We start from the raw sequence: 23524 nt of genomic DNA on the forward strand, positions 1-23524 counted from the left end.
GGCTGGAGACCGCCGTGTTCCACCGCCCCGCCGTTCCCCCACTCCGCAGAAGCCGTCTCGCCACGGCCGCGATCGCCCTGGGCCTCCTGGGTTCCCTCACCACCAGCGCGTGGGCGGGGGCCGCCCGGGAGTCGTCCCCGCCGCAGCGCGCGCAGGTCCCGGTGACCGCCGTACGCTCGACCGCCGGGACCGCCACCCCGCTGTCCGGCTACGCGATCCAGTCGTCCGCCAAGGTCACCGACTCCGCGGCGGCCGTCTCCTCCCCCGGCTACCGGGCAACCGGCTGGTACCCGGCCGGCGCGCGCTCGACCGTCCTGGCGGCCCTGATCGCCGACGGCGTCTACCCGGACCCCTTCTACTCGACCAACCAACGGAAGATCCCGAAGGCCGACTTCCAGGTGCCGTGGTGGTACCGCAGCGACTTCACGGTCGCGGACACCGGCAGGCGCACCTACCTAGACTTCAGCGGGGTCATCTCGGCGGCCGACGTCTACGTCAACGGCAAGCAGGTCGCCAAGGCCGCCGACGTCAACGGGGCGTACACACAGCACGAGTTGGACGTCACCTCGCTCGTCCGCTCCGGCACGAACACGGTGGCCTTCCGCATCCGGCCCAACGACCCCACCAAGAACCTCACCATGGGCTGGATCGACTGGCTCCAGCCGCCGCCCGACGAGAATATGGGCATCGTCCGTGACGTCCTCGTCCGCCGCGGCGGCCCGGTCGCACTGCGCGACGCCCACGTGGTGACCAAGCTGGCCGTACCGTCGCTCGCCTCCGCGGACCTGACGGTGAAGGCGCAGGCCCGCAACGACTCGAACGCGCCCCTCACCGCGAAGGTCAGCGGCAGCATCGGCAGCACGGACTTCGAGAAGACGGTCTCCCTCGCCGCCCACCAGACGAAGGCCGTCACCTTCGGCCTGCACCTGAACTCCCCGAAGGTCTGGTGGCCCGCGGGCATGGGCGGCCAGCCGCTCTACGACCTCGACCTCACCGCCTCCGTCGCGGGCACCCCCTCCGACACCGCGCACCAGACCTTCGGCATCCGGGACGTGCAGGCCCCGCTGAACTCCGCAGGCGACCGCCAATACAGCGTCAACGGCCGCAAGTTGCTGATCAAGGGCGGCGGTTGGTCACCGGACGAGTTCCTGCGCTGGGACAAGAACTACGTCGAGGACCGCCTGAAGTACGCGCTCGATCTCGGCCTGAACACCATCCGCCTGGAAGGCCACATCGAGCCGGACGAGTTCTTCGACCTGGCCGACCGCTACGGCATCCTGACGCTCCCCGGCTGGGAGTGCTGCGACAAGTGGGAGGGCCAGGTCAACGGCGACGAGAGCGGCGACAAGTGGACCGCCGCCGACTATCCGATCGCCAAGGCGTCGATGGCCGCCGAGGCCGCCCGGCTGCGCGACCACCCGAGCGTGATCTCCTTCCTCATCGGCAGCGACTTCGCCCCCGACGCGAAGATCGAGAAGACATACCTGGACGCCTTGAAGGCCGCCGACTGGCGACTCCCGGTGGTCGCGGCCGCCTCCGACAACTCCTCACCGGTCAGCGGCAGTTCGGGCATGAAGATGACCGGCCCGTACGACTGGATCCCGCCGAACTACTGGTACGCCAAGCGCGAGGGCGGCGCCACCGGCTTCAACTCCGAGACCAGCGCGGGCCCCGACATCCCCACCCTCGACACCCTGCGCCGCATGATGACCCCGGCCGAACTGACCACCCTCTGGAAGGACCCGACCGCCAAGCAGTACCACCGCTCCCCGTCCTCGACCTTCAACACCCTCAAGCTCTACGACAACGCCCTCACCGGCCGCTACGGCCCACCGACGAGCCTCACCGACTATGTCCGCAAGGCGCAGCTGGCCCAGTACGAGAACGTGCGGGCCCAGTTCGAGGCGTACGAGCGCAACGCGACCGACGCTTCGAAGCCCGCGACCGGGGTCGTCTACTGGATGTTCAACAGCGGATGGACCTCGCTGCACTGGCAGTTGATGGACCGTTACCTCGACCAGGGCGGCGCCTACTTCGGCGCGAAGAAGGCGAACGAGCCGCTGCACATCCAGTACTCCTACGACAACCGCTCGGTCGTCGTGGTGAACAACCGGAACGCGTCGGCACACCAACTCACCGCCCGGGCAACCCTGTTCAACACCGACGGCACACCGAAGTACGACAAGAAGGTGCCCGGGATGCAGGTCTCCGGCGGCGGCGCGCACAGCACCGCGCTCACCCTGCCCTCGCCCGCGTCCGTGAGCGGGCTGTCGACGACGTACCTGGTGCGGCTGACCCTGACCGACGCGTCCGGCAAGGAGGTGAGCCGGAACGTGTACTGGCTCTCCAGCAAGCCCGACACGCTCGACTGGGCGCACACCGACTGGTACTACACGCCGACGACGAGCTACGCCGACCTCAAGGGGCTCAACTCGATGGCACAGGCGCCGATTTCGGCGACGGCGTCGACCGAGGCGGGTCCGCACGGCACGTCGACGACGACGGTCACGGTGCGCAACTCCGGGAAGGGGAAGGCGCCTTCGCTCCTCACCGACGTCCATCTCGTGGACTCGGCGGGCAGGCCGGTACTGCCGGTGCGGTGGTCCGACAACGACGTGAGCCTGTGGCCCGGGGAGTCGACGACACTGACGGCGACCTACCGGACGGCGGATCTGCACGGGTCGGCGCCGCAGGTGCGGGTCTCCTGCTGGAACACACCGGAGCGGACGGTCTCGGCACGGTGAACCGGTGAACCCGTGGGGCCCGGCCGCCGCCAGGCCCCACCGGTCGTCGTCAGCTCACATTGAGCGCGGTGTCGTCGATGACGAAGGACGTCTGGAGGGTGGACCCTTCGACGCCGGTGAACTTGATGGTGGCGGTGGTGCCGGCCAGGGAGGAGACGTCGAAGGACTTCAGGACGTATCCGGAGGCCGCGTTCAGGTTGGAGTACGTGGCCAGGGTGGTGGAGCCGGCGGTGACCGTCAGTTTGTCGTAGGCGGTGCTGGTGGTGGTCTCCGCGGTGTCGATGTGGAGATAGAAGCTGAGGGTGGCCGAGCAGCCTGACGGGATGGACACCGCCTGGGACAGGGTGTCGGTGGTGGCGGTTCCATAGCCGTCCAGCCAGGCCTTGTAGGAGCCGGTGCGGGCGGCCTCGCTGCTGGAGGTGGTGATGACGCCGCTGCTGGCGGTCCAGGTGGTGTTGCCGGACTCGAAGCCCGGGTTGCCGAGCAGCTGGGCGGCGGTGCAGGTACCGCCGCCGCCCCCTCCGCCACCGCCGCTGGTGCCCTCGCCGGCCAGCCAGGCGGTGGCGTTCAGGGCGAGGGCGGCGTTGGTGGCGCCGGTGTCGTTCCAGCCGTCGTAGAGCGTGTTGCCGGACTGGCCGGTGCCGTCGTCCATCGGTGAGCTGTCACCCCAGAACGCGACGCGGCCGCTGCCGAAGGTGCTGGTCGCGAAGAACGCGCCGGTGTTGCCGGAGTAACCGCTGCGGTACACAAGGCCCTTGACGGACGAGTTGTCGGCGGGCTTCAGCGTGGCCGTCGTACCGTCGGCGATCAGGCTCTTGGTGACCGTGCCGAAGGAGCCGTGCAGGACGGGGTCGGTGCTGTCGCTGATCGCGGCGGGGTAGCCGGAGCTGATGTCGAGGGTGTCGATGGAGAAGCCGAACGGGTCGGTCGAGTCGACGCTGTTGTTCGTCATCAGGTCGTTGAGGATCTCGACCGCGTCCTCGCCGTCGCTGTTGCGGTCGGCGCCGGTGTGGTCGGAGATCATGAAGAGGCCGCCGCCGTTCTGGACGAACGTCATGATCGCGGTCTTCTCAGCCGTCGTGAACAGCGTGTTGGGCTCGGGCAGGACCAGCGTGTCGAAGTTCGACAGGTCGGTCGTCGACGAACCGCCGTACGTGAGCGCGCTGGTGGCGGTCTTCAGGCTGTAACTGCCGGTCTTCTGCAGGGCGACGCCCCACGAGGAGAGCGCGCCGGTCCAGTCGGTCTCGGAGGACGGGGAGGAGTCCTGGGAGAGCGGGTCGGGCTTGCTGGTGGAGATGATCCAGTCCGCGTTGCCGGCCTCCTCGGCGTGGCCGTCGTCGAACAGGACCCGGTGCGTGGTGGCCGCGTGCGCGGGTGTGGCCGTGGTGGTGACCTGGAGGGCGGCCCCCGTGACGAAAAGTCCCAGGCCGGCGAGGGCGGTGGTGAGTCTGCGGCGGGATCTTCTGGATCCAAGCATCCGACGAACCTCCATGAGGGGATGGGGAAGGGTGCGGTGCGGGCGCCTGATCTGCGCGCGTAGAACGGTAGTTGGGGAGTTCTACACGCGTTGAACGATTGAAAGGTACATGGCATGAAGGGGTGGTGAACAGAAAGACCCGGCAATAAGAGGCAACAAAACTCCGGCGGACTGCCTTGGCGTCCAGCGGGCACATGAAGAGAGCAGCACTATCGACAAAGAGGGGCGGAGATGGAGATCTCGGGCATCATCAGTGCCATCATCATCGGCATCATCATTGGCGTGCTGGGACGGCTCGTCGTCCCAGGGCGTCAGCACATCGGCGTGCTGCTGACGATCGTCGTCGGCATCGTGGCCGCGCTGATCGGCGCGGCGATCGCATCCGGCCTGGGGGTCGCCGACACGAAGGGCATCGACTGGATCGAGTGGCTCATCCAGATCGGCCTGGCGGCGGTCGGTATAGCCGCGCTGGACCGGTCGAGGGCGCGCCGCTGAGCCTGGGGCGGGACATGCGTCACGGGTGAGACCGGGCGGCGGCCGGCTACTGCGGGCCTGCCGCCCGATCCCCCGTTCCCGCACTCCCGGCTCTCCTCACGGAGAACCCTTCTCACCACGCATCACTCCGCTCGTCGATCCGGGGTCCGGCCCGTCGGGTCGGCTCCACTGCGCCTGTTCCTCCGTTCCACAAGGAGGGGCAGGCGCAGTCGGCCGTAACCGAACACCCTTACTCCGACGACGAGTTGACGGAGCCGGACCGCAGCGCGGCGAGACCGTCACCGCTGGACGCGTACACGGGCGTCCAGCCCAGCTCCCGTTCGGCCTTCGCGCTGGACACCCGCAGATTGCCGGTCATCATCGTGTGCGCGTACGCCATCGGCCGAACCGTCCACAGCGGTACGGCGATCGGCTTCGGCAGGCCGAACTCCCGCGCCACGCACAGGACATGGGCGCGGAAGCCGATCGGTGTGCGGTCGGCGATGTTGTACGCCTGCCCAGGGCGCCCGCGTTCGACGGCGGCGGCCACCGCGCGGGCCGCGTCGGTGAGTTCGACCCAGGGCAGGACCCGGCCGCGGTCATCGGGGGCGGGGAGTTGGCGCCTGCGCAGCATGGGGAGGATCGCCTCGGTGCCCCCAGGGCCGTAGAAGAGGCCGAAGCGGAGGGTGATGCCCTCCAAGTCCCCCGCCTCGAAGGTCAGTTGCTCCTTGATGCGCATGCCCTCGATGTGCTTCTCCAGCTCCCGTGTGGTGCCGCGCGGGCCGAAGGGGTCGTCCTCGGTGAGGGGGCGGGGGCCGAAGTCCCCGTAGCCGTAGCCGAAGACCATCGATTCGGCGATGAGGCGGCGGGCGCCCGTTGCCCGCGCGGCCTCGACGAGGTGGGCGGTGCCCTGGATGCGCAGGGCGTTGGTGGCGTGCATGTCGCGGTGGCGCAGGGGTGGCTTGCGCAGGGCGGTCGCTGCGTGGATCACCGTGTCGAAGTCGCGCCCCTCGACCGCGCGGAGCAGCCCGTCGCGGTCCATGAGGTCGGCGCGGATGCCGTTGCCGGGGCCCCTGCCGAGGCCGGTGACCTTGTGCCCGGCGGCGGTCAGGGCGTTGGTGATGTGTCCGCCGAGCACACCGCTCGCACCGGCGAGGAGGATGCTCCGGCTGTTCTCATTGCTGTCGTTCATCGTCATGACGATGCGACGGATCAGGGCGCCGCGGATGTGACATCTACACGCCGAGCTGCGGTTTTACGGCTCGTAGACGTACGGCGTGGTCGTGGTCAGCGGGGCGAGGCCGAGGCGTTCGAGGATGGGGCGGCTCTGGTCGGAGGCGTCGACCTGGAGGTAGCGGTAGCCGCGGTTGGCGGCGATGCGGGCGCGGTGGGCGACCAGGGCGCGGTAGATGCCGCGGCCCCGCCAGGCATCCACCGTGCCACCGCCCCACAGGCCGGCGAAGCTGGTGCCGGCGACGAGTTCCATGCGCGCCGCGCTCACCGGTTCGTCGCCGACGAGGGCGACGACGGCGACAACTGTGTCGGGATCGGCGGCGAGTTGGTCGAGCAGTCGGGCGCGCAGCCGGGAACTGTCCGTGCCGAACGCCTTCTCGTGGACGTCCGCCACGAGGTCGATGCCGGCGCGGTCGGTGGCGGGCAACAGCCGGATGCCGTCCGGTAGTTGGGCGTCGAGGATGCGTTCGGTGATCTCGCCGACCATCAGCGTCTCCTGCGGCTCGGGCGTGAACCCGGCCGCCGTCAGGCGCTGCCCGAGATCCGTCGGCAGGTCGTGGCCGTAGAGCTTCCACTCGAAGTCGTGGCCGAGCGCGGTGAAGTACGCGATCTGCTCCGCGATCACCGCGTCGGCGCTCGCCTCGTCGAGGTCGGACCACAGGACCCCGTTCCATCCGTGCGCGTCGGCGACATGGCGCACCACTCCCCCGACCCGCTCGACACGGGCGCCGGGTCCGTCTGGACGGGCGCCTTCGCGCAGTTCACGGTCGTGGAGGGCGAGTACCGAGGCATGATCCATGGGCCCACTTCAACATCCACGGGCGCACCCGGCAACGCAATTACGCGCCCCGCCCCGAGTCCAGCAGGCTGCGGATCCGCTGGACGCCCGGCCGTACGGTCCAATCGCCGTCGACGTAGGCGCCCCAAAGGGGCGCGGGGCTGTATCTACTTGCGGCTCCGCCGCGTGGGCGCGACCAGCCCCTGCCGCCCCGCAGACAACCAACAACCCCCGACCTGGCCCCTACACCTCCCCGAAGTATTCCCCCGTCTCAAGGTCAGCGATCAATCCCACCTCCACCGGCTCCCACCCCGTCTGCTTCCGAGTCAGCGCGTTCGACGCCGGGCAGTCCAACGAAGCGACGAGACCGAGGAATCCGAAGTGGTCGACCGCCTGCTCGGGCGACACACTGCCCGTCGGGACGTCGAGACGGCGGCCGATGACGTCCGCGAGCTCACGGAGGGGCAACGCCTCGTCGCCCACCGCGTGGTACTGCGCACCCGCCGGAGCAGACTCCAGAGCCCATCGGTACAACCGCGCCGCGTCGAGCCGATGCACGGCGGGCCAGCGGGCGCTGCCGTCACCGACGTACGCCGACAGCCCCTTCTCCCGCGCGACGGCGATCAGTTGAGGGACGAAACCCTGGTCGCCCGTGCCGTGCACGGACCGGGGCAGCCGGATGACCGACGATCGCACCCCGCGCTCCGCCAGCGCGACCGCCGCGAGCTCGGAGGGCTGCCGGATCGCCGCGAACGACCCGGGTTCGACATGGTCCTCCTCCGTCGCCACCCTCCCGTCGGCGAGCCCGGGCGTGCCCGAGGTGACCACGAAGGGCTTGTCGGTGCCCGCGAGCGCCTCGCCGATCGCCTCGATGGCGCGCAGGTCGGTGGCGCAGTTGGCGGCGAAGTCCGTGAAGTCGTGGATGAACGCCAGGTGGCAGACCCCGTCCGCCGCGACGGCGCCCGCGCGCAGACTGTCGAGGTCGTCGAGCGATCCCCGGTGCACGGCGACCCCGGCCGCCGTCAACGCCTCGGCGGACGCGTCCGAGCGGGCCAGTCCGGTGACCGTGTGCCCGGCGGCGAGCAGTTCACGGACCACGGCGGAGCCGATGAAGCCGCTGGCGCCGGTGACGAAAACACGCATGGTGCGTTCCTTCGATGAGATGAGGTGAAGTGAGCCAGCGCTGCGATGGTTGCGATGGATCGCGCTGTGCTGTGGTGTGCTTCCATCGTGGGCGGGGCACGGGTTCCAGGTCCAAAGCCTGTTTCGCATGTCGCAATACAGGTCAGGCATCACCGCAGCTCATGAGGTACAGCGGCCGAAGTCTCCCCGTTCTCACGCCGTACACTTCAGGCATGACGGACCTGCCTCCCGCGCCCGATCTCGAACTACGCCTCGTGCGGTACTTCATCGCCGTCGCCGAGCAGCGTCACTTCGGCCGTGCCGCCGAGACGCTGCACATCACCCAGCCCTCCCTGAGCCGTCAAGTCCGGCGCTTGGAGGACCAGTTGGGCGCCCGGCTGCTGGACCGCACCCCGCAGGGCACCCGGCTCACGGAGGCCGGCGAGGTCTTCCTCCCGCGCGCCAAGGCGTTGTTGCGCTCCACCGCCCAGGCCGCCGCCGAGACCCGCGCCGCCGCGGAACCCAGCCGCCTCACCGTCGGCTACATGGCGAACCTCTTCGTCACCCCGGCGGTGCGCGAGGTCCGGCGCCGCCATCCGGACGCCGACGTGCATGTCGTACACCTCGCCTACGACGATGTGCGCCCGGCCCTGATCGATCGCCGGGTGGACGCGGTGGTGGCCCGACTGCCGTTCCCCACCGACCAGTTGGACGTCACGATCCTCTACGACGAGCCCCGCTTCCTGCTCGTACCGCTCGACCACCGCCTGGCCGGCAAGGAGTCCGTCACGCTGGACGACATCGCCGACGAGCCCCTTCCTCAGATGCCCGGCGCGGACCCGGCGTGGAGCGCCTTCTGGCGGATCGACCCCCGGCCCGACGGCCGCCCGGCACCCGGGGGTCCGGTCATCCGGGCGCTGGAGGACAAGTTCGAGTTCGTCGCCGACGGGCAGGCCGTGGCCATCGTGGCCGGCCTCCGCCCCGGCCAGACGGTCCGCCCCGACATCACGCCGGTACCCCTCCACGGCGTCGAACCGAGCCACGTCGCCCTCGCGACCCGCGCCGACGAGCACAACCGTCTGCTGACCACGTTCCGCAAGGCCGCCCACGCACTCCTCAGGGATCCGGCGGAGCAGTCCGAGTAACTCCCCTTCCACACCTGGGAGTTGACGCCCTCTGCTCTCTGCCTGCGGGAGCTCTCCGCGGGGACCCGCCCTGCCCTTGCCGCGCCGGACGACGGAGGCCCCACCGGTCGCGTACCCGGTGGGGCCTTCCGTCCTGGCGCGGGTGCTGGGGTCAGCGTCCCGCCCTGGGGCGGTGGCGCCGGTACAGGGCGGCGCCGCCGAGGAGGAGGGCCGCGCTCGTGACGGCGGCCGGGATCGTGCCGTCGGCGCCGGTGTGGGCGAGTGACGCCTGGGCCGCGGGCTGGGCGGGGTGTCCCTTCACCTCCGTCATCGGCGTCGGGCCGGGGTGCGGCTTCGCCGGTGTGGGCGGCGCGGGGGTCGGCGGCGCGGGGTGGTGGGGGTGGTCGCCCGAGGTGTTCTCGGAGTGGTTGCCCACGGCCGGGTTGCCGATACCGACCACGCTCACGGAATTGCCGCTGAGGTTCACGGGGAGATGGATCGGGAGCTGTACTCCGTTGCCGGAGAGCACACCCGGCGAGTCCTTTTCACCGCCCTGCGCGACGGCACCGCCGTGCGATCCGCCGGCGTTCTTCCCGCCGCTCCGCTTGTCACCGCCCGCTTTCGCGCCGCCTTCATTGGCGCACGTGTTCCCCGCGGCGGGATTGAGGAGTCCGACCACGTTCACGGTGTTCCCGCACACGTTCACCGGCACATGCACCGGGAGCTGAATGGTGTTGCCGGAGATCACCCCGGGCGAACCGGCCGCGGCGCCGTCCGCGCCGGAGTCCGCGAATGCCGGCATCGCCGCGGCCATCGCACCGGACACGGCGGCGACGGCGATCACACCGTTTCGGGCAACCCGTTTCATAGGGTCCCTGCCTTCCAGAGATGTAGCGGGCACTCACCCGCACCGGATAAAACGCGGGCGCACCATCCGAGTTATGGCTTATCGGCCTTTCACTCCATCGAGCGCCACGGTTATCGAACTACTCATAACGACTCTTCATCGGTCGGATACCACATCGGTCGGAAAATGTTAGTAGGAAAACCGCTTAGGCCTATTGAAGGGGCGCAGAATACGGCATCGATCATCGCTCCGCCCGCCGGGAGGCGGGGCCCGCGAGGCCCGCTTATCGTGATCGAAGGCGCTGGTCACGGCGCGTTCTTGGAGGCATTGATGCTGGCCAAGCTGTCATCGCGGCCCGCGTTCCGGCGGTGCGCGTTCACCGGGGTCCTCACGCTGGCACTGCTCGGCGCGGGGCTGCCCACGCTCGCCACGGCCGACGACGGGCCGCAGGCCGACCTGTCCCGGTTCTACCGGCAGAAGGTGAAGTGGGCCGCGTGCAAGACCCCGGACGCGCCCAAGGATCTGCAGTGCGGGAAGGTCACCGTCCCGCTCGACTACGCGAAGCCCGGCGCCGGGACGCTCGATCTGGCGCTGGCCCGCTACCGGGCGACCGGGAAGTCGAGGGGGTCGGTGCTGCTGAACTTCGGCGGTCCCGGCGGCGCGGGGGTCAGTGAACTCGCCTCGGACGGCAAGGAGTTCATGGATCTGACGAACGGCTACGACGTCGTCACCTTCGATCCGCGCGGTGTCGGCCAGTCGTCGCCGGTGAGTTGTGGCGAGGGCTCCGACCAGGGCTCGGCCGCGATCGACGAGGACCCCTCCGACAGCACCGATCCGAAGGTCGTCCTCAAGCAGTTGCGGAAGGCGGCCGCCACCTGCGCCAAGTACTCCGGTCCGGTGCTGCCGCACATCGGCACGGTCAACGCCTCCCGGGACCTGGACGTGATGCGCCAGGCCCTCGGCGACAAGAAGCTCAACTACCTTGGTTTCTCCTACGGAACGCGGCTCGGCGCGGTGTACGCGGCCCAATTCCCCAAGAAGGTGGGCCGGTTGGTGCTCGACGGCGTCGACACCCTCACCGAACCGCTGTCCGAGCAGGGGATCGCGGGCGCCGAGGGACAGCAGACGGCGCTGGAGGACTTCCTCAACTGGTGTGTGCAGGACGTCGCCTGTCCCTTCGGCACGGACGCACGCGAGGCTCCGGACCGGGCCGTACACCTCGTCCGTTCGCTCGACCAGGACCCCGTACAGACGGACTTCGGGGACCCGTTCTCCGGTCAGGACCTGGTGGGTGCCATCAGCCAGGCGCTGTACACCAGGCAGATGTGGCCGACGCTGGAGCGGGCCATCGCCTCGCTGGTGGAGGACGGTGACACGCGCGCCATCATGGCGTTCTCGTCGGGCGGCACCGGTCTTCCGCACCTCGGCGGGGGCGGCGGGATCGTCGACGCCCAGGACGTCCCGCTCGACAACCTCCCGGCCGCGCTGATGGCCGTCAACTGCGCCGACGACCCCGACCGCCCGACCGCCGAGCAGATCACCAAGAACCTGTCCGGCCTGCGCGCCCAGTACGAGGAAGCCTCACCGGTCTTCGGCCGCTACCGGCTCACCGAAGTGCTGATGTGCTACGGCCGCCCCAAGGGCACCGACTACATCCGCGACGACGTCAAGAACGTGGACACGGCGAAGATGCTGCTCGTCGGCACCCGGGGCGACCCGGCGACGCCGTACCGCTGGACCGTGGAGACGGCCCAGCGGCTCGGGTCCTCGGCCGTGGTGCTCGACAACAAGGGCGAGGGCCACACCGGTTACGCCTCGTCCAAGTGCGTGCACACCAAGGTCAACGACTTCCTGCTCTACGGCTCACTGCCGCCCAGCGGGAGTTCGTGCCGGCCGGACAGCACCGTGGCCCCCTGAGGGAGCGTTCAGCCGAGGGCGAGTTCGGGCTTGTAGAGGTCCATCCAGAGCGCCAGGTCGAGGGCGCGTTCCAGGCCGCGTCGGCCGGCCTGGGCGGTGATGGGGGTGTCGCGGTGGGCGGCCTGCCGGAGCCTCTCGCGGTCGACGAGGTCGAAGACCGGGTGGGAGGGCCGGGCGAGAAGGTCCTTGGCGTGGTCCTGGAGGGCGACCGCGTACTTGGGGTCCTGGGTGGACGGGTACGGGCTCTTGACGCGGTCGTAGACGGACTTCGGGAGGACGTCGGCGGTGGCCTCCCTGAGCAGGGTCTTCTCCCGGCCGTCGTAGGACTTGAAGGCCCAGGGGGTGTTGAAGACGTACTCGACGAGCCGGTGGTCGCAGAACGGGACGCGGACCTCCAGGCCGACGGCCATGCTCGCGCGATCCTTGCGGTCGAGCAGGATGCGGACGAAGCGGGTGAGGTGGAGGTGGCAGATGCGCCGCATGCGGTACTCGAAGTCGCTTTCCCCGTCGAGGCGTTGGATGCCGGCGACGGCGGTGCGGTAGCCGTCCGCGATGTACGACTCGGTGTCCAGGGCCTTGGTCAGGTCGGGACGCAGGACGTCGGCGTCGTCCCCGAAGTGCTGCCCGAAGCGCACCAGCCAGGGGAAGGTGTCGGCGCGCCGGGCCTCCTCGTCGAAGAACTGCAGGTATCCGCCGAAGACTTCGTCCGCCGATTCGCCGGACAGGGCGACCGTGGACTGGTCGCGGATGGCGCGGAACAGCAGGTACAGCGAGGAGTCCATGTCGCCGAAGCCCAGGGGGAGATCGCGGGCCCGGAGCATCTTCGCGCGGACGTCGAGGTCGGCGAGGGCGTGTGCGTCGAGCACGATGTCCTGGTGGTCGGTGCCGGAGGCGCGGGCCACGTCGTGGACGTACGGGGTGTCGGGGGTGCCGCGCAGGTCGTCGGCGACGAAGTTCTCGTTCTGGCCGACGAAGTCGACGGCGAAGCTGCGCACCTTCTCGCCGTGCTCGGCGAGTTGGCGGGCGGCGATCGCGGTCATGGCGGAGGAGTCGAGGCCGCCGGAGAGCAGGGTGCAGCGCGGTACGTCGGCGACGAGCTGGCGGCGCACGATGTCGTCGAGGAGGGTGCGGACGTGGGCGACGGTGGTGTCGCGGTCGTCGGTGTGCGGGCGGGTCTCCAACTGCCAGTAGACGCGCCGCCGTAGACCCGAGCGGTCGACGGTGACGACGGTGCCGGGTTCGACCTCGTGCATGCCGTCCCAGATCGCGTGTCCGGGGGTCTTGATCATGGTGAAGAGTTCGCGCAGGCCGTCCAGGGTGACCTTGGCGCGGGCGAGCGGGTTGGCGAGGATCGCCTTCGGCTCCGAGCCGAACAGGACGCCGTCCGACGTCGGGTGGTAGTAGAAGGGCTTGATGCCCATGCGGTCGCGGATCATGACGAGTTGGTCGCGGCGGCCGTCCCAGATCGCGAAGGCGTACATGCCGTTGAGTCGTTCGGCGACCGCGTCGCCCCATTCGAGATAGCCGCGCAGCACGACCTCGGTGTCGGAGTCGGTGGTGAACCGGTGTCCCCGGTCGGTGAGTTGGCGGCGGAGTTCGGTGAAGTTGTAGGTCTCCCCCGAGTAGACGAGCGCGACCGTGCCGTCCGCCGTGTCGACGGTCATCGGCTGACGGCCGCCGGGCAGGTCGATGATCGCGAGCCGGCGGTGTCCGAGGGCCGCGGGACCCTGGACCCAGGTGCCGCGGTCGTCCGGGCCGCGGCAGGCCATCGTCTCCGTCATTGCATCCAATGTCGCGGCCTCGGTGCGCAGTTCACGGTCGAAGGAGACCCAGCCGGTGATGCCGCACATGCGTTACCTCCTGCGTTCGGTCCACCGGATGCAGGTCGCCCACCTGTGTGTTTCCGCACGTCTGACCCGTACTCGCCGAACCAGTTGTATCCAGCACCTATATGACGAGCGTGTGTCACACCCACCGGGCCGGTCAACATGTCCGTAACCTGAACGGCCGTACCGACCCCCGGTTTTGAGCCGCGCTTTGCACCCCCGAGGTCCACCGATCGGGTCTCCACCGGGCGCCTGTCGTCAGGAATCGGCCACGGGCAAAGAGTTGCTCAACAACCCGTCGGCACCCGGAACTTCAGAACTCCACCGGGTCCCGCACGATCGGGCAGGTCATGCAGTGACCGCCACCCCGGCCGCGCCCCAGTTCGGCGCCGACGATCGTGATGACCTCGACGCCGGCCTTGCGCAGCAGGGCGTTGGTCTGGGTGTTGCGGTCGTAGGTGAAGACCACGCCCGGTTCCAGCGCGACCGCGTTGTTGCCGCTGTCCCACTGCTGGCGTTCGGAGGCGTAGACGTCGCCGCCCGTCTCCACGATCCGCAGCTCGGGCAGGCCAAGTGCCTTGGCGACGACGTCAGTGAACGGGGTCGAGCCCTCGTCGACGATGTCGATGCCGGGTGCCTTGTCGCCGGGGCGCAGGGAGAAGGTGTGGACGGCGTCCATGATGACCGGGTACAGGGTCACCAGGTCGCGGTCGGCGAAGGTGAAGACGGTGTCGAGGTGCATCGCGGAACGCAGTTTCGGCATCCCGGCCACGACGACGTGCTCGGCGGCGCCCAAGTCGAAGAGAGACTTGGCGACTTGGGTGATGGCCTGGCGCGAGGTGCGCTCGCTCATGCCCATGAGGACGACGCCGTTGCCGACGGGCATGATGTCGCCGCCTTCGAACGTGGCCTGCCCCCAGTCGAGTTCGGGGTCGCCCCACCAGACGACGGAGCCCGCGAAGTCCGGGTGGAAGGTGTAGATCGCCTTCATCAGGAGGGTCTCGCCGTGCCGGGCGGGCCAGTAGAGGGGGTTGAGGGTGAGGCCGCCGTAGAGCCAGCAGGTCGTGTCGCGGGTGTAGAGGGTGTTGGGCAGCGGTGGCATCAGGTATTCGCGGACGCCGGTCGACTCGCGGACGAGGGCGACGTAGTCGGTGCGGTACTCGTCCGGGAGGTCGGTGGTGGCGAGGCCGCCGATCAAGTACTTGGCCAGGTCGGCCGGTTCGAGGCTCTCCAGGTAGGCGCGGGTCGCGTCGATGAGTCCCAGGCCGACCTCGTTCGCGACGATCTTCCGGTCCAGGAGCCAGTCCTTGGCGGCGGGGATCGTCATGGTCTGGGCGAGCAGTTCGTGCAACTCGACGACGTCGACGCCGCGTTCGCGGAGTTCGTTGACGAAGTCGGCGTGGTCGCGCTGGGCGTTCTCGACCCACATCACGTCGTCGAAGAGCAGGTCGTCGGAGTTGGTCGGGGTGAGCCTGCGGTGGGCCAGGCCCGGTGCGCAGACCAGCACCTTGCGCAGTCGGCCGACCTCGGAGTGGACGCCGTACTCATGTCGGTCCACGGTGTCTTGACTGGTCACGGTGCACACACCTTTCCGGAGGTCACAGGCTGATCCAGCCCAGCGCCAGGGCGACGATCCCGACGACGGCGCCCGCGACCGAGACGGCGAGGATCCCCAGTTCCCGGGCCGAGAAGGGCGAACGCCCCTGTTCCCTGCGGGCCTTGACGAACAGGAAGGTGGCGGGCGCGTAGATGATGAGCGAGACGAGGAGGTACTTGAGTCCGGCCGCGTAGATGAGGAACGCGGTGTAGACCGTGGCGAGCACGGCGACCACCAACTCGCCCCGTCCCGCACGGGTTCGCTTGAGCGCGATCCGTACGGCGAAGCCGGCCGCGAGCAGGAACGGGATCAGGGTCAGCGAACTGGTCAGGTCCAGCGCGAAGTTGAAGGCGTCGTCGGAGAAGTAGGTGACGACGAGGACGAGTTGGCTGAGCAGCGTGGTCATCACCAGCGCGGGGACGGGCACGTCGGCCGCCGTGGACTTCTTCAGGAAGCGCGGCATGTCGTCGTCTTTGGCGGCGACGAACAGCACCTCGGCCGCCATCAGCGTCCAGGCCAGATAGGCGCCCAGCACGGAAACGATCAGCCCGACGCTGACGAAGACCTTCCCCCAGGTGCCCACCGCGTGTTCCAGCACACCGGCCATGGAGGGCTGCCGCAGTTCGGCGATCTCACCCATGGGCATCAGGCCGTACGACACGATCGTGACCGATGCGAAGACGGCGAAGACGCTGAGGAAACCGAGGACGGTCGCGCGTCCCACGTCCTCACGGCGCTGGGCGTGCCGGGAGTAGACGCTGGCGCCCTCGACGCCCAGGAACACGAAGACGGTGGCCAGCATGGTGCCCTTGACCTGCTGGAACAGGGAGCCCGCGTAGTCGGCGCCGCCGAAGTTCTCCGCGAAGACATGGGGCTTCAGGTAGAAGAGCGCCAGGATGACGAAGACGAGGATCGGCACGACCTTGGCGACGGTGACGATCCTGTTGATGGCCGCGGCCTCCTTCACGCCGCGGCTGATCAGCAGGAAGAAGAGCCACAGCCCGGCGGAGGAGAGGACCACCGCGAGGACCGTGTCGCCTTCGCCGAGCGAGGGTGCGATCGTGCCGATCGTCGACATGATCAGCACCCAGTAGGTCACGTTGCCGACGCAGGCGCTGGCCCAGTAGCCGAACGCGGAGAAGAAGCCGAGGTACTCGCCGAACCCGGCCTTGGCGTAGGCGTAGACACCGGCGTCGAGGTCGGGTCGGCGGACGGCGAGGGTCTGGAAGACGAAGGCGAGCATCAGCATGCCCGTGCCGGCGACACCCCAGGCGATCAGGGCGCCGGCCACACCCGTCTCCTGCGCGAACCGGCGCGGGAGCGAGAACACCCCGGCCCCGACCATGGAGCCGACGACCATGGTGGTCAGTGTCGGCAGGGTCAGCTTGGCGGCGGCGGTCCGGGTGTCGGTGGTGGCGGCCTGCGTCACCCGAGCGACGTTAGCAACGAAATGGCCCAATTGCCTGGCGGGCTGCCCCCATATGCCCCATCCGTCATTCGGCCCTATCGTGCTGTTATGGAGCACGCACTGAGTCCCGCCACCCTCACCGAACTGCGGCGCCCGCGCCCCTACCCCGCGGTCTCCGTGCTCACCCCGACACATCGTCGCGAGCCCGACAACGCCCAGGATCCGGTCCGGCTGCGCAATGTGCTGGCCGAGGCCAAGAAGCAGCTGGAGGCCGATCCCGCGGTCCCCCGGGACCGGCGCATCGACGTGTCCCGGCAGCTCGACCAGGCCCTCGCCGAGGTCGATCTGGCGCACGCCGAGGACGGTCTGGTGATCTTCGCCGCGCCGGGTGAGCACCAGGTGTGGTCCCTCGCCAGGTCCGTGCCGGAACGTGTGGTCCTCTCCGACACGTTCCTGACCCGCAATCTCGTCTCCGCGCAGGCCTCCGAGCGCCCGTTCTGGGTGCTGTCGCTCGCCGCGGACCGCGTCACGCTGTGGAACGGCGGTGTCGACCGGGTCGTCGAGGACCACACCGGCGGCTTCCCGCTGACCCGCGACCACCGGGACAACTTCGACGCCGAGCGCCAGGAGCGGATCGGCGACATCCCGAGCACCTTCCGCGACGAGGACACCCGTCACTTCCTGCGCGAAGCGGACACCGCGATGGGCCGGATCCTGCGCGAGCACCGGCGCCCGCTCTACGTCACCGGCGACCAGGCCGCCCTGTCCGCCTTCGACGAGGTCGGCGGCGCCACCAAGGACGCGGTGCACATCGCGCACGGCGGCCTCGCGCACGGCACACCCGACGCCGTGTGGCAGGCCGTACGGCCACTCGTCGACGCGGAGGCGCGCAAGAACACCGTCACCGTGACCCGCGAGCTCGAATCGGCGCGCGGGCGCAAGGAGTTCGCGGCCGGCGTCGACGAGGTCTGGCAGAACGCCCGCGAGGGCCGGGTCCGGCTGCTGGCCGTCGAGGAGAACTACCGCGTCACGGTCCGCGACGACCACGGCGACCATCTGGTCCCGGCCGACGGCAGCGACCTCGACGCCCGCGAGGACATCGTGGACGAGATCGTCGAACAGTGCCTGGAGACCGGCGCGGAGGTCCGCTTCGTCCCCGACGGCACCCTGAACGACGCGGACGGCATCGCGGGCGTGCTGCGCTACTGAGCCCACCTCGTCGTCAGGCCCCGCAGATTCCGGAGGCCCCCTCCCCCTACGGCGTACGCTACGGCGTGATCGTCGTCGGAGAGGGAGTGCACACGTGGGTGACCTGCTGGGCGTGGCCGTGCTGGGTGCGGGACACATGGGAGCCGACCACATACGCCGCCTCGACCAGGTGGTGAGCGGCGCCCGGGTCGCCGCCGTGGCCGACCCGGACACGGATCGCGCCAAGGAGGCGGTGGCCGGCCTGGACGCGGTCGCGGTGCACGAGGACGCCGTGGCCGCGCTGGACGCCCCCGGGGTCGAGGCGGTCCTCGTCGCCTCGCCCGGTCCCGCGCACGAGGAGGCACTGCTCGCGGCCTTCGCCCGCGGACTGCCGGTGCTCTGCGAGAAGCCCATGGTCCCCGACTCCACCGGAGCGCTCCGGGTGGTGGAGGCGGAGGCGCGGCTCGGCCGACGGCTCGCGCAGATCGGGTTCATGCGGCGCTACGACGCGGAGTACCAGGGCCTCAAGTCCCTGCTGGACAGCGGGGAGTTGGGGCGTCCGCTGATGCTGCACTGCACCCACCGCAATGTGTCGTCGCCGGCGTACTTCACCTCGGCGATGCTCATCGACAGCTCGGTGTCGCACGAGATCGACGCGGCCCGCTGGCTGCTCGGCCAGGAACTCACCGCGGTGACGGTGCTCAGCCCGCGCTCCTCGGCGAACGCCCCCGAGGGTCTGCTCGACCCGCAGCTCGTGCTCTTCGAGACCGACGGGGGCGCCCTGGTCGACGTCGAGATCTTCGTCAACAGCGGCTTCGGCTACCAGGTGCGCTGCGAGGCCGTGTGCGAGGCGGGCAGCGCCCGGATCGGCGAGGACCACTCGATGGTCGTCACCACCCGGGGCAGCACCCACGAGGATGTCCCGCTGGACTACCTCGTCCGGTTCGCGGACGCCTACGACCGCGAGGTGCAGTCCTGGGTCGACGCCACCAGGCAGGGTGTGGTCACCGGCCCGAGCGTCTGGGACGGCTACGCGTCCTCCGCCATCGCCGAGGCCGGGGTCCGGGCGCTGGAGAGCGGCGGCCGGGTGGCCGTCGAACTCGCCCCGCGCCCGGAGCTGTACACCGACGTCAGCCGCTGACGCTCGCCGCGCCCGATTCCAGGTGCCCGGTGAACCGGCGCGACCAGGTCGCGTCGGAGTCGACGGTCACCGTGAAGTCGTACCAACCGCCTTGGTACGCGACGGCGTTGAAGAAGTCCTCCGTGGACGCGCCCGCCGCGACCGTGTAGGTCCACGGCCCGTCGCCGCGGTAGTGGTTGGCGGTGATGGTGAACTTCACCGACGCGGCGGACGAGTTGGCCATCTTGAAGTAGACGGCGAGCTTGCCGGTACCCGACTCGACGGCGTAACGGGTGCTCACCTCAACGGACTTGCCCGCCTTCGTCGCGTCGCCCTGGAAGCGGCGCAGGAAGCGGTTGGGGCCGACCATGCTCAGGTCGTACTTGCCGCTGCCGTACCCCGTACCGATGTTGAAGTAGTCGGAGGCGGTGCCGCCCGGATCGATCGTGTACTGCCAGGGCGTGGTGTCGCGGTAGGCGTTGGGGTGGATGGAGAGATGGGCGGCGCTCTTCGCGGCGCCGCCCTGGTTGGACATGGCGAACCAGGCGAGGATCTTGCCGCTCGACCCGAACTCCAGGTGATCCAGGTACCCGTTGGGCTGGTACGGCAGCGCGCGGGCGGGCCGGGTGCCGGTCTCCTGGACGGGCAGGGCGTTGTTCGTCGGCACCGAGTTGGGCAGCGGGCCGCAGGTGGAGATGCCGATGACGCTGGTCGCGGGCAGGGACACCGCGCCGTGGACCGGGTTGGCGAAGTCGAAGACTCCGGTCAGGTCGCCGCTGACCTTGCGGCGCCAGGTGCTGATGTTGGGGCAGGCGGCGGGCTTGCCGAACGACGAGGTCCAGGTCTCCAGGAAGCGCAGGACCGAGGTGTGCTCGAAGACCTCGGAGGAGACCCAACCGCCGCGTGTCCAGGGTGAGATGACGATCATCGGGACGCGGAAGCCGAAGCCGTACGGCACGCCGTTGAGGAACTCGCCGTCGGTGCCGGCGGGCGGGGCGGGCGGCGGGACGTGGTCGAAGTAGCCGTCGTTCTCGTCGTAGTTGAGGAACAGGACGGTCGAGTCGAAGACGTCCGGGTCGGCGGCGAGGGCCTGGTAGACGAGGCTGACGAAGTGGGCGCCGTCGCCGGGCGGGGCGTAGGGGTGCTCGGAGAAGGCCTGGTTGGGGACCACCCAGGAGACCTGGGGGAGGGTGCCCGCGAGGACGTCGGCCTTGATGGCGGCGGCGATGTCGTCGGGGGTCGAGCCGGTGGTGGCCGGGACGGAGGACATGCCGCGGTCGTAAAGGGGGCTGCCCGCCTTGGAGTTGGCGAAGTTCTTGAAGTAGGCGCAGGCGTTGTCGCCGTAGTTGTCGGCCGCGTTCTGGTAGACCTTCCAGGTCACTCCGGCGTTCTGCAGGGACTCGGCGTAGGTCTGCCAGGTGAGGCCGGACTCGTCACCGCCGTCGTAGCTGGAGGAGTCGACCTTGCCGCTCCACAGATAGGTGCGGTTGGGGCCGGTCGCGCTGAGCGTGGAGCAGAAGTAGGCGTCGCAGATGGTGTAGTTGTCGGCGAGTGCGTAGTGGAAGGGAATGTCGGACCGGTCGAGGTAGCCGAGCGAGCGGACGTTGCCCACGCCCGAGACCCAGTTGTCGAGGCGGCCCTTGTTCCATGCCGAGTGCTGCGACGACCAGGAGTGCGGCAGGTCGCCGTTGCACTGGGCGAGGGTCTCGCCGTCCTGGCCGCCCGCGGCCGGGGTGGCGCTCAGCTTCCACGGGTACTGTCGGCCGCCGCCGTTGGGCTGGTTGAAGACCGGGTAGCCGCCGCTCAGCGTGATGCCGCTGCGGTCGTCGAAGCCGCGGACGCCTTTGAGGCGTCCGAAGTAGTGGTCGAAGCTGCGGTTCTCCTGCATGAGGATCACCACGTGTTTCACGTCCGAGATCGTGCCGGTCGCCGCCGCCCGCTGCGCCGCGACCGCCGGCCGTGCGCCGGTGCCCATGGCCATGCCCGCCGCCACGGTGGCACCGAGCCCCACGAAGCCTCTTCGGCTGATCGGTGTCATTCGCCCCGCCCTCGTCACAGGCGTGCCCGAGCGGCACACCGCGCGCAAGGGTGCACGGGGTGATCGCGAAGGTCCATCCCCGCACGGTGAGATGGAGGTGAACAAAAGTCAAAGTCGGCTTCAGGGCGCCGAGTCGCCCTCAGACGTTCCCGAACAGGGCGCTCAGCCCGCGCTCGACGACCGCGTCCATGTCCTCCTGTCCGGTGGCCACGACGTCGTAGGTCCGCAGCAGGAAGCGGCGCAGTTCCGAGGTCTGGAAGTGCAGCAGGGCGAGTCCGAACGGCGAGTGGAACTCCAGCACCGTACGGGCCCGGCCGCACGGCCACAGGTGCACGTCACCGCCGCCCGCCGGCCTGCGCAGCCCCTCCTCCAGCAGCGACCGGGCGAAGGTCCAGGTGACCCCGTCGCCGTCGAGGGAGACCTCGGGCGGGAAGTCGAGGTGCACGGCCAGCGGGTCCGAGGCGAGGTAGCGGAGCGTGGCCGACACGGGAATCTCCGTGTCGTCCGCCGTGATCAGCCGGGCTCGGGTGGGCTGTTCGAGGGTGATGTCCATGGTCGGTCTCCACTGCGGGCGTGAGGTCGGCCGGATTGCCGTGTGCCTGTACGACCTCGCAGGCGCCGTTCGCATTACGCGGAACCACGAACGAGTTGATGTGACCTGCATCACATCACCGTGGATCGGTGTGGCCGCCGGTGAACTCGTTTGCGATGGGGCGGGTGGGCCCGGTGAGGCGGGTCCATGGACGGGGTTGAGGAGCGGGTACGCCGGGCCCGGTGGGACACCGGTTACGGCGTGACGGTGGCCGTCGAGTCCGTGCCGCTCGCCCACGTCATGCGGGGCGTGGCCCGGCGCCACGTATTCACGGGCCTGCGGACAGCACTGGTCGTATCCAGTGCGATGGCGGCGCTGCCGAGGTCCAACTGGCTTCTGCTCACGGCCCGCCTCCGCACCGCACTCGCTCAGGCGCTGTTCTGGGCCGTGCTGGGACCGGTCACGGTGGGCCTGTTCGCACCCGGGGTCCGTCGACGGGTGCTCGGGGCGCTGTCCGCCACGGGGGCGTTCGCGGGATTCACGTACATCGTGAAGTTCCTCGGCGACGTGCGCGGGTTCTCCCCGAGCGCGAACGGCGTCCTCCTCGTGGTGTTCGGCGTCGCGTGCCCGGCCGGGGTGACAGTGACTGGGGCGGTGTTGGACCGCTTCCCGCAGGGGGCGCTGAATACCGCCGCAGCCCTACAGGCGGTGCGCTCGGACCGGTGTTCATGACCGCCCAGAACGCGATGCCCCACTGCGCACCGGGACGTATGGACATCGCTCTGGCGGCCAACTCCGGCTCCTACAACGCCGGTATCGCGGTCGGCGCGGCGCTCGGGGGGCTCGTGTTGCGGGTGACGGATGCGCGAGGGGCGTTTCTTGTCGGTGGGGTGCTGACTGTGGGGGCGTGTGTGGTGTTGGGCGGCGCGGGGGTGGTGGGGGGCGGGGCAACGCCCGTCGGGCACAGCCGAGTTGAAGACGCCGGTCAAGACAAACGGCCAATTCCCTCCCCTGGGAGCACCGCAGCCAGGGCGACCAACTGTTGACCAGCTGGGCCGCCCATGTCGCTCCGCGCGCGGACCGACGACCGCCCAGCAACACCAAGTTGAAAACATCGGCCCGGCCAGCCGAAGGCCTCACTCCTGCGCCAGTGCCGTACCCGGGGCATACGCGTCGAGCGCGGCCACGCGCAGAGCAGCCCCCACTCGGGTGACCGCTTCGGTGGGTGGGTGCGGAAGGCGGGCCAGTAGCAGTCGGCGTTGTTCCTGGGGGCCGCCGCGTACCGGCAGGACCCGTACGCCCGGCGGTACGGCAGGGGCCAGTGAGGCGGTCACCGTGGTCAAACCGCAGCCCGCCGCGACGAGTTGGAGTTTGGCCAGCCAGTCGCGGGCCGTGTGGGCGATCTCGGGGCGCTCGTCCAGGCCCGGCCATACGCCCATGAGGCGGTCCTCGCCGGAGGAGGGGCTCGCGATCCAGCGTTGGCCGCGCAGGTCGGCGACGTCGACGTAGTCGGCGCGGGCGAGTGGATGTGTGGTGGGGACCGCGAGGTACAGAGGGCGCTCGGTGAGCGTGCGCAGTACCAGCGGTGGTGACTCCGTGTCCGGTGGGCGGAACGGCGGCACCGACGCCAGCAGGGCCAGGTCCAGGCTGCCGGCGCGCAGGGCGCGTACCAGGGCCGGGGTGCCGCCCTCCCGGCTGACGATGTGCAGGTCGGGGTCGGTGCGGCGCAGGGCGGTCAGGGCGCGGGGCAGCAGGACCGCTCCCGCGCTGGGGAACCAGCCCAGGCGGACGGTCGCGGCCTCTGTGGGCAGCCCGGACAGTTCGCGGGCGGTCGCGTCGATCTCGTCCAGGACGACTGTCGCCCTGCGCATGACGAGCCGGCCGGCCGGGGTCAGCCGTACGCCGTCACGCCTCCGCTCCAGCAGTTCCGCGCCCGCGGCACGCTCGATCGCGGCGATCTGGCGGGACACCGCGGACTGGGTGTAGCCCAGTGACGCGGCGGCCGCGGTGAAGGTTCCCTGTTCGGCGACCGCGCGGAAGACGCGCAGCGCGGTGAGTGACACATCCGTGAAGTCCATGACGATCACGCATGCTAGCGG

17 protein-coding genes and 1 pseudogene are annotated in these 23524 nt (G+C 69.8%); 7 read left to right on the plus strand and 11 right to left on the minus strand.

What is annotated here, in order from left to right; all coding sequences use genetic code 11:
* Window positions 1–14 precede the first annotated feature (14 nt).
* Window positions 15–2744: a glycosyl hydrolase 2 galactose-binding domain-containing protein gene (locus ACIBK4_RS13530; RefSeq protein WP_398995051.1), complete on the plus strand. Its 2730-nt coding sequence runs from the start codon at window positions 15–17 to the stop codon at window positions 2742–2744.
* A gap of 49 nt (window positions 2745–2793) precedes the next feature.
* On the opposite strand, the gene ACIBK4_RS13535 is transcribed toward ACIBK4_RS13530, so the two are convergent.
* A complete protein-coding gene (locus ACIBK4_RS13535; RefSeq protein ID WP_398994794.1) occupies window positions 2794–4221 on the minus strand; it encodes a hydrolase in 1428 nt (475 codons plus the stop codon).
* A gap of 231 nt (window positions 4222–4452) precedes the next feature.
* Between ACIBK4_RS13535 and ACIBK4_RS13540 the strand changes: the two genes are divergently transcribed.
* Window positions 4453–4716, plus strand: a complete 264-nt coding sequence (locus ACIBK4_RS13540) for a GlsB/YeaQ/YmgE family stress response membrane protein (protein WP_019057177.1) — start codon at window positions 4453–4455, stop codon at window positions 4714–4716.
* A 229-nt stretch (window positions 4717–4945) separates the two neighbouring features.
* Here ACIBK4_RS13540 and ACIBK4_RS13545 read toward each other — a convergent pair whose 3' ends face one another.
* From ACIBK4_RS13545 to ACIBK4_RS13555, 3 genes are all read right to left on the minus strand, one after another.
* Window positions 4946–5887, minus strand: a complete 942-nt coding sequence (locus tag ACIBK4_RS13545) for an NAD-dependent epimerase/dehydratase family protein (protein WP_398994795.1) — start codon at window positions 5885–5887, stop codon at window positions 4946–4948.
* Window positions 5888–5950: 63 nt separating this feature from the next.
* Window positions 5951–6727, minus strand: a complete 777-nt coding sequence (locus ACIBK4_RS13550) for a GNAT family N-acetyltransferase (RefSeq protein WP_398994796.1) — start codon at window positions 6725–6727, stop codon at window positions 5951–5953.
* A gap of 222 nt (window positions 6728–6949) precedes the next feature.
* The gene (locus ACIBK4_RS13555) at window positions 6950–7849 is read right to left on the minus strand and encodes an SDR family oxidoreductase (protein ID WP_398994797.1); all 900 of its coding nucleotides are present in this window, start codon (window positions 7847–7849) and stop codon (window positions 6950–6952) included.
* 212 nt (window positions 7850–8061) lie between these two features.
* On the opposite strand from ACIBK4_RS13555, the gene ACIBK4_RS13560 reads away from it, so the two are divergent.
* Window positions 8062–8973: a LysR family transcriptional regulator gene (locus ACIBK4_RS13560; RefSeq protein WP_398994798.1), complete on the plus strand. Its 912-nt coding sequence runs from the start codon at window positions 8062–8064 to the stop codon at window positions 8971–8973.
* Between the two features lie 151 nt (window positions 8974–9124).
* On the opposite strand, the gene ACIBK4_RS13565 is transcribed toward ACIBK4_RS13560, so the two are convergent.
* A complete protein-coding gene (locus ACIBK4_RS13565) occupies window positions 9125–9820 on the minus strand; it encodes a chaplin (RefSeq protein ID WP_398994799.1) in 696 nt (231 codons plus the stop codon).
* A gap of 309 nt (window positions 9821–10129) precedes the next feature.
* Here ACIBK4_RS13565 and ACIBK4_RS13570 point away from each other — a divergent pair, with 309 nt between their 5' ends.
* Window positions 10130–11716: an alpha/beta hydrolase gene (locus ACIBK4_RS13570; protein ID WP_398994800.1), complete on the plus strand. Its 1587-nt coding sequence runs from the start codon at window positions 10130–10132 to the stop codon at window positions 11714–11716.
* 8 nt (window positions 11717–11724) lie between these two features.
* Here ACIBK4_RS13570 and asnB read toward each other — a convergent pair whose 3' ends face one another.
* From asnB to ACIBK4_RS13585, 3 genes are all read right to left on the minus strand, one after another.
* Window positions 11725–13566: an asparagine synthase (glutamine-hydrolyzing) gene (gene asnB, locus ACIBK4_RS13575; protein WP_398994801.1), complete on the minus strand. Its 1842-nt coding sequence runs from the start codon at window positions 13564–13566 to the stop codon at window positions 11725–11727.
* Between the two features lie 289 nt (window positions 13567–13855).
* A complete protein-coding gene (locus ACIBK4_RS13580) occupies window positions 13856–15118 on the minus strand; it encodes an arginine deiminase (protein ID WP_398994802.1) in 1263 nt (420 codons plus the stop codon).
* Window positions 15119–15140: 22 nt separating this feature from the next.
* Complete coding sequence (locus ACIBK4_RS13585) at window positions 15141–16568, minus strand: basic amino acid/polyamine antiporter (protein ID WP_398994803.1); 1428 nt, start codon at window positions 16566–16568, stop codon at window positions 15141–15143.
* An 87-nt stretch (window positions 16569–16655) separates the two neighbouring features.
* Between ACIBK4_RS13585 and ACIBK4_RS13590 the strand changes: the two genes are divergently transcribed.
* Window positions 16656–17756 carry a chemotaxis protein gene (locus ACIBK4_RS13590; RefSeq protein WP_398994804.1) on the plus strand — a complete coding sequence of 367 codons (1101 nt, stop codon included), beginning with the start codon at window positions 16656–16658 and terminating at the stop codon, window positions 17754–17756.
* A 94-nt stretch (window positions 17757–17850) separates the two neighbouring features.
* Entirely contained in the window at window positions 17851–18876 is a 1026-nt protein-coding gene (locus ACIBK4_RS13595; protein ID WP_398994805.1) for a Gfo/Idh/MocA family protein, read from the plus strand.
* On the opposite strand, the gene ACIBK4_RS13600 is transcribed toward ACIBK4_RS13595, so the two are convergent.
* Together ACIBK4_RS13600 and ACIBK4_RS13605 are read right to left on the minus strand one after the other, a co-directional pair.
* A complete protein-coding gene (locus ACIBK4_RS13600) occupies window positions 18866–20893 on the minus strand; it encodes a phosphocholine-specific phospholipase C (protein ID WP_398994807.1) in 2028 nt (675 codons plus the stop codon). The genes ACIBK4_RS13595 and ACIBK4_RS13600 overlap by 11 nt on opposite strands.
* Before the next feature lie 139 nt (window positions 20894–21032).
* Window positions 21033–21446, minus strand: coding sequence for an SsgA family sporulation/cell division regulator (locus ACIBK4_RS13605; protein ID WP_398994808.1), 414 nt, complete (start codon window positions 21444–21446; stop codon window positions 21033–21035).
* A 228-nt stretch (window positions 21447–21674) separates the two neighbouring features.
* Here ACIBK4_RS13605 and ACIBK4_RS13610 point away from each other — a divergent pair.
* Window positions 21675–22471, plus strand: a pseudogene (locus ACIBK4_RS13610) (hypothetical protein); the annotation flags it as partial.
* A 90-nt stretch (window positions 22472–22561) separates the two neighbouring features.
* Here ACIBK4_RS13610 and ACIBK4_RS13615 read toward each other — a convergent pair.
* Window positions 22562–23503, minus strand: coding sequence for a LysR family transcriptional regulator (locus tag ACIBK4_RS13615; protein ID WP_398994809.1), 942 nt, complete (start codon window positions 23501–23503; stop codon window positions 22562–22564).
* Between the last annotated feature and the right edge of the window lie 21 nt (window positions 23504–23524).

This window comes from Streptomyces sp. NPDC050528, from assembly GCF_044457795.1.
Taxonomy (GTDB): domain Bacteria; phylum Actinomycetota; class Actinomycetes; order Streptomycetales; family Streptomycetaceae; genus Streptomyces.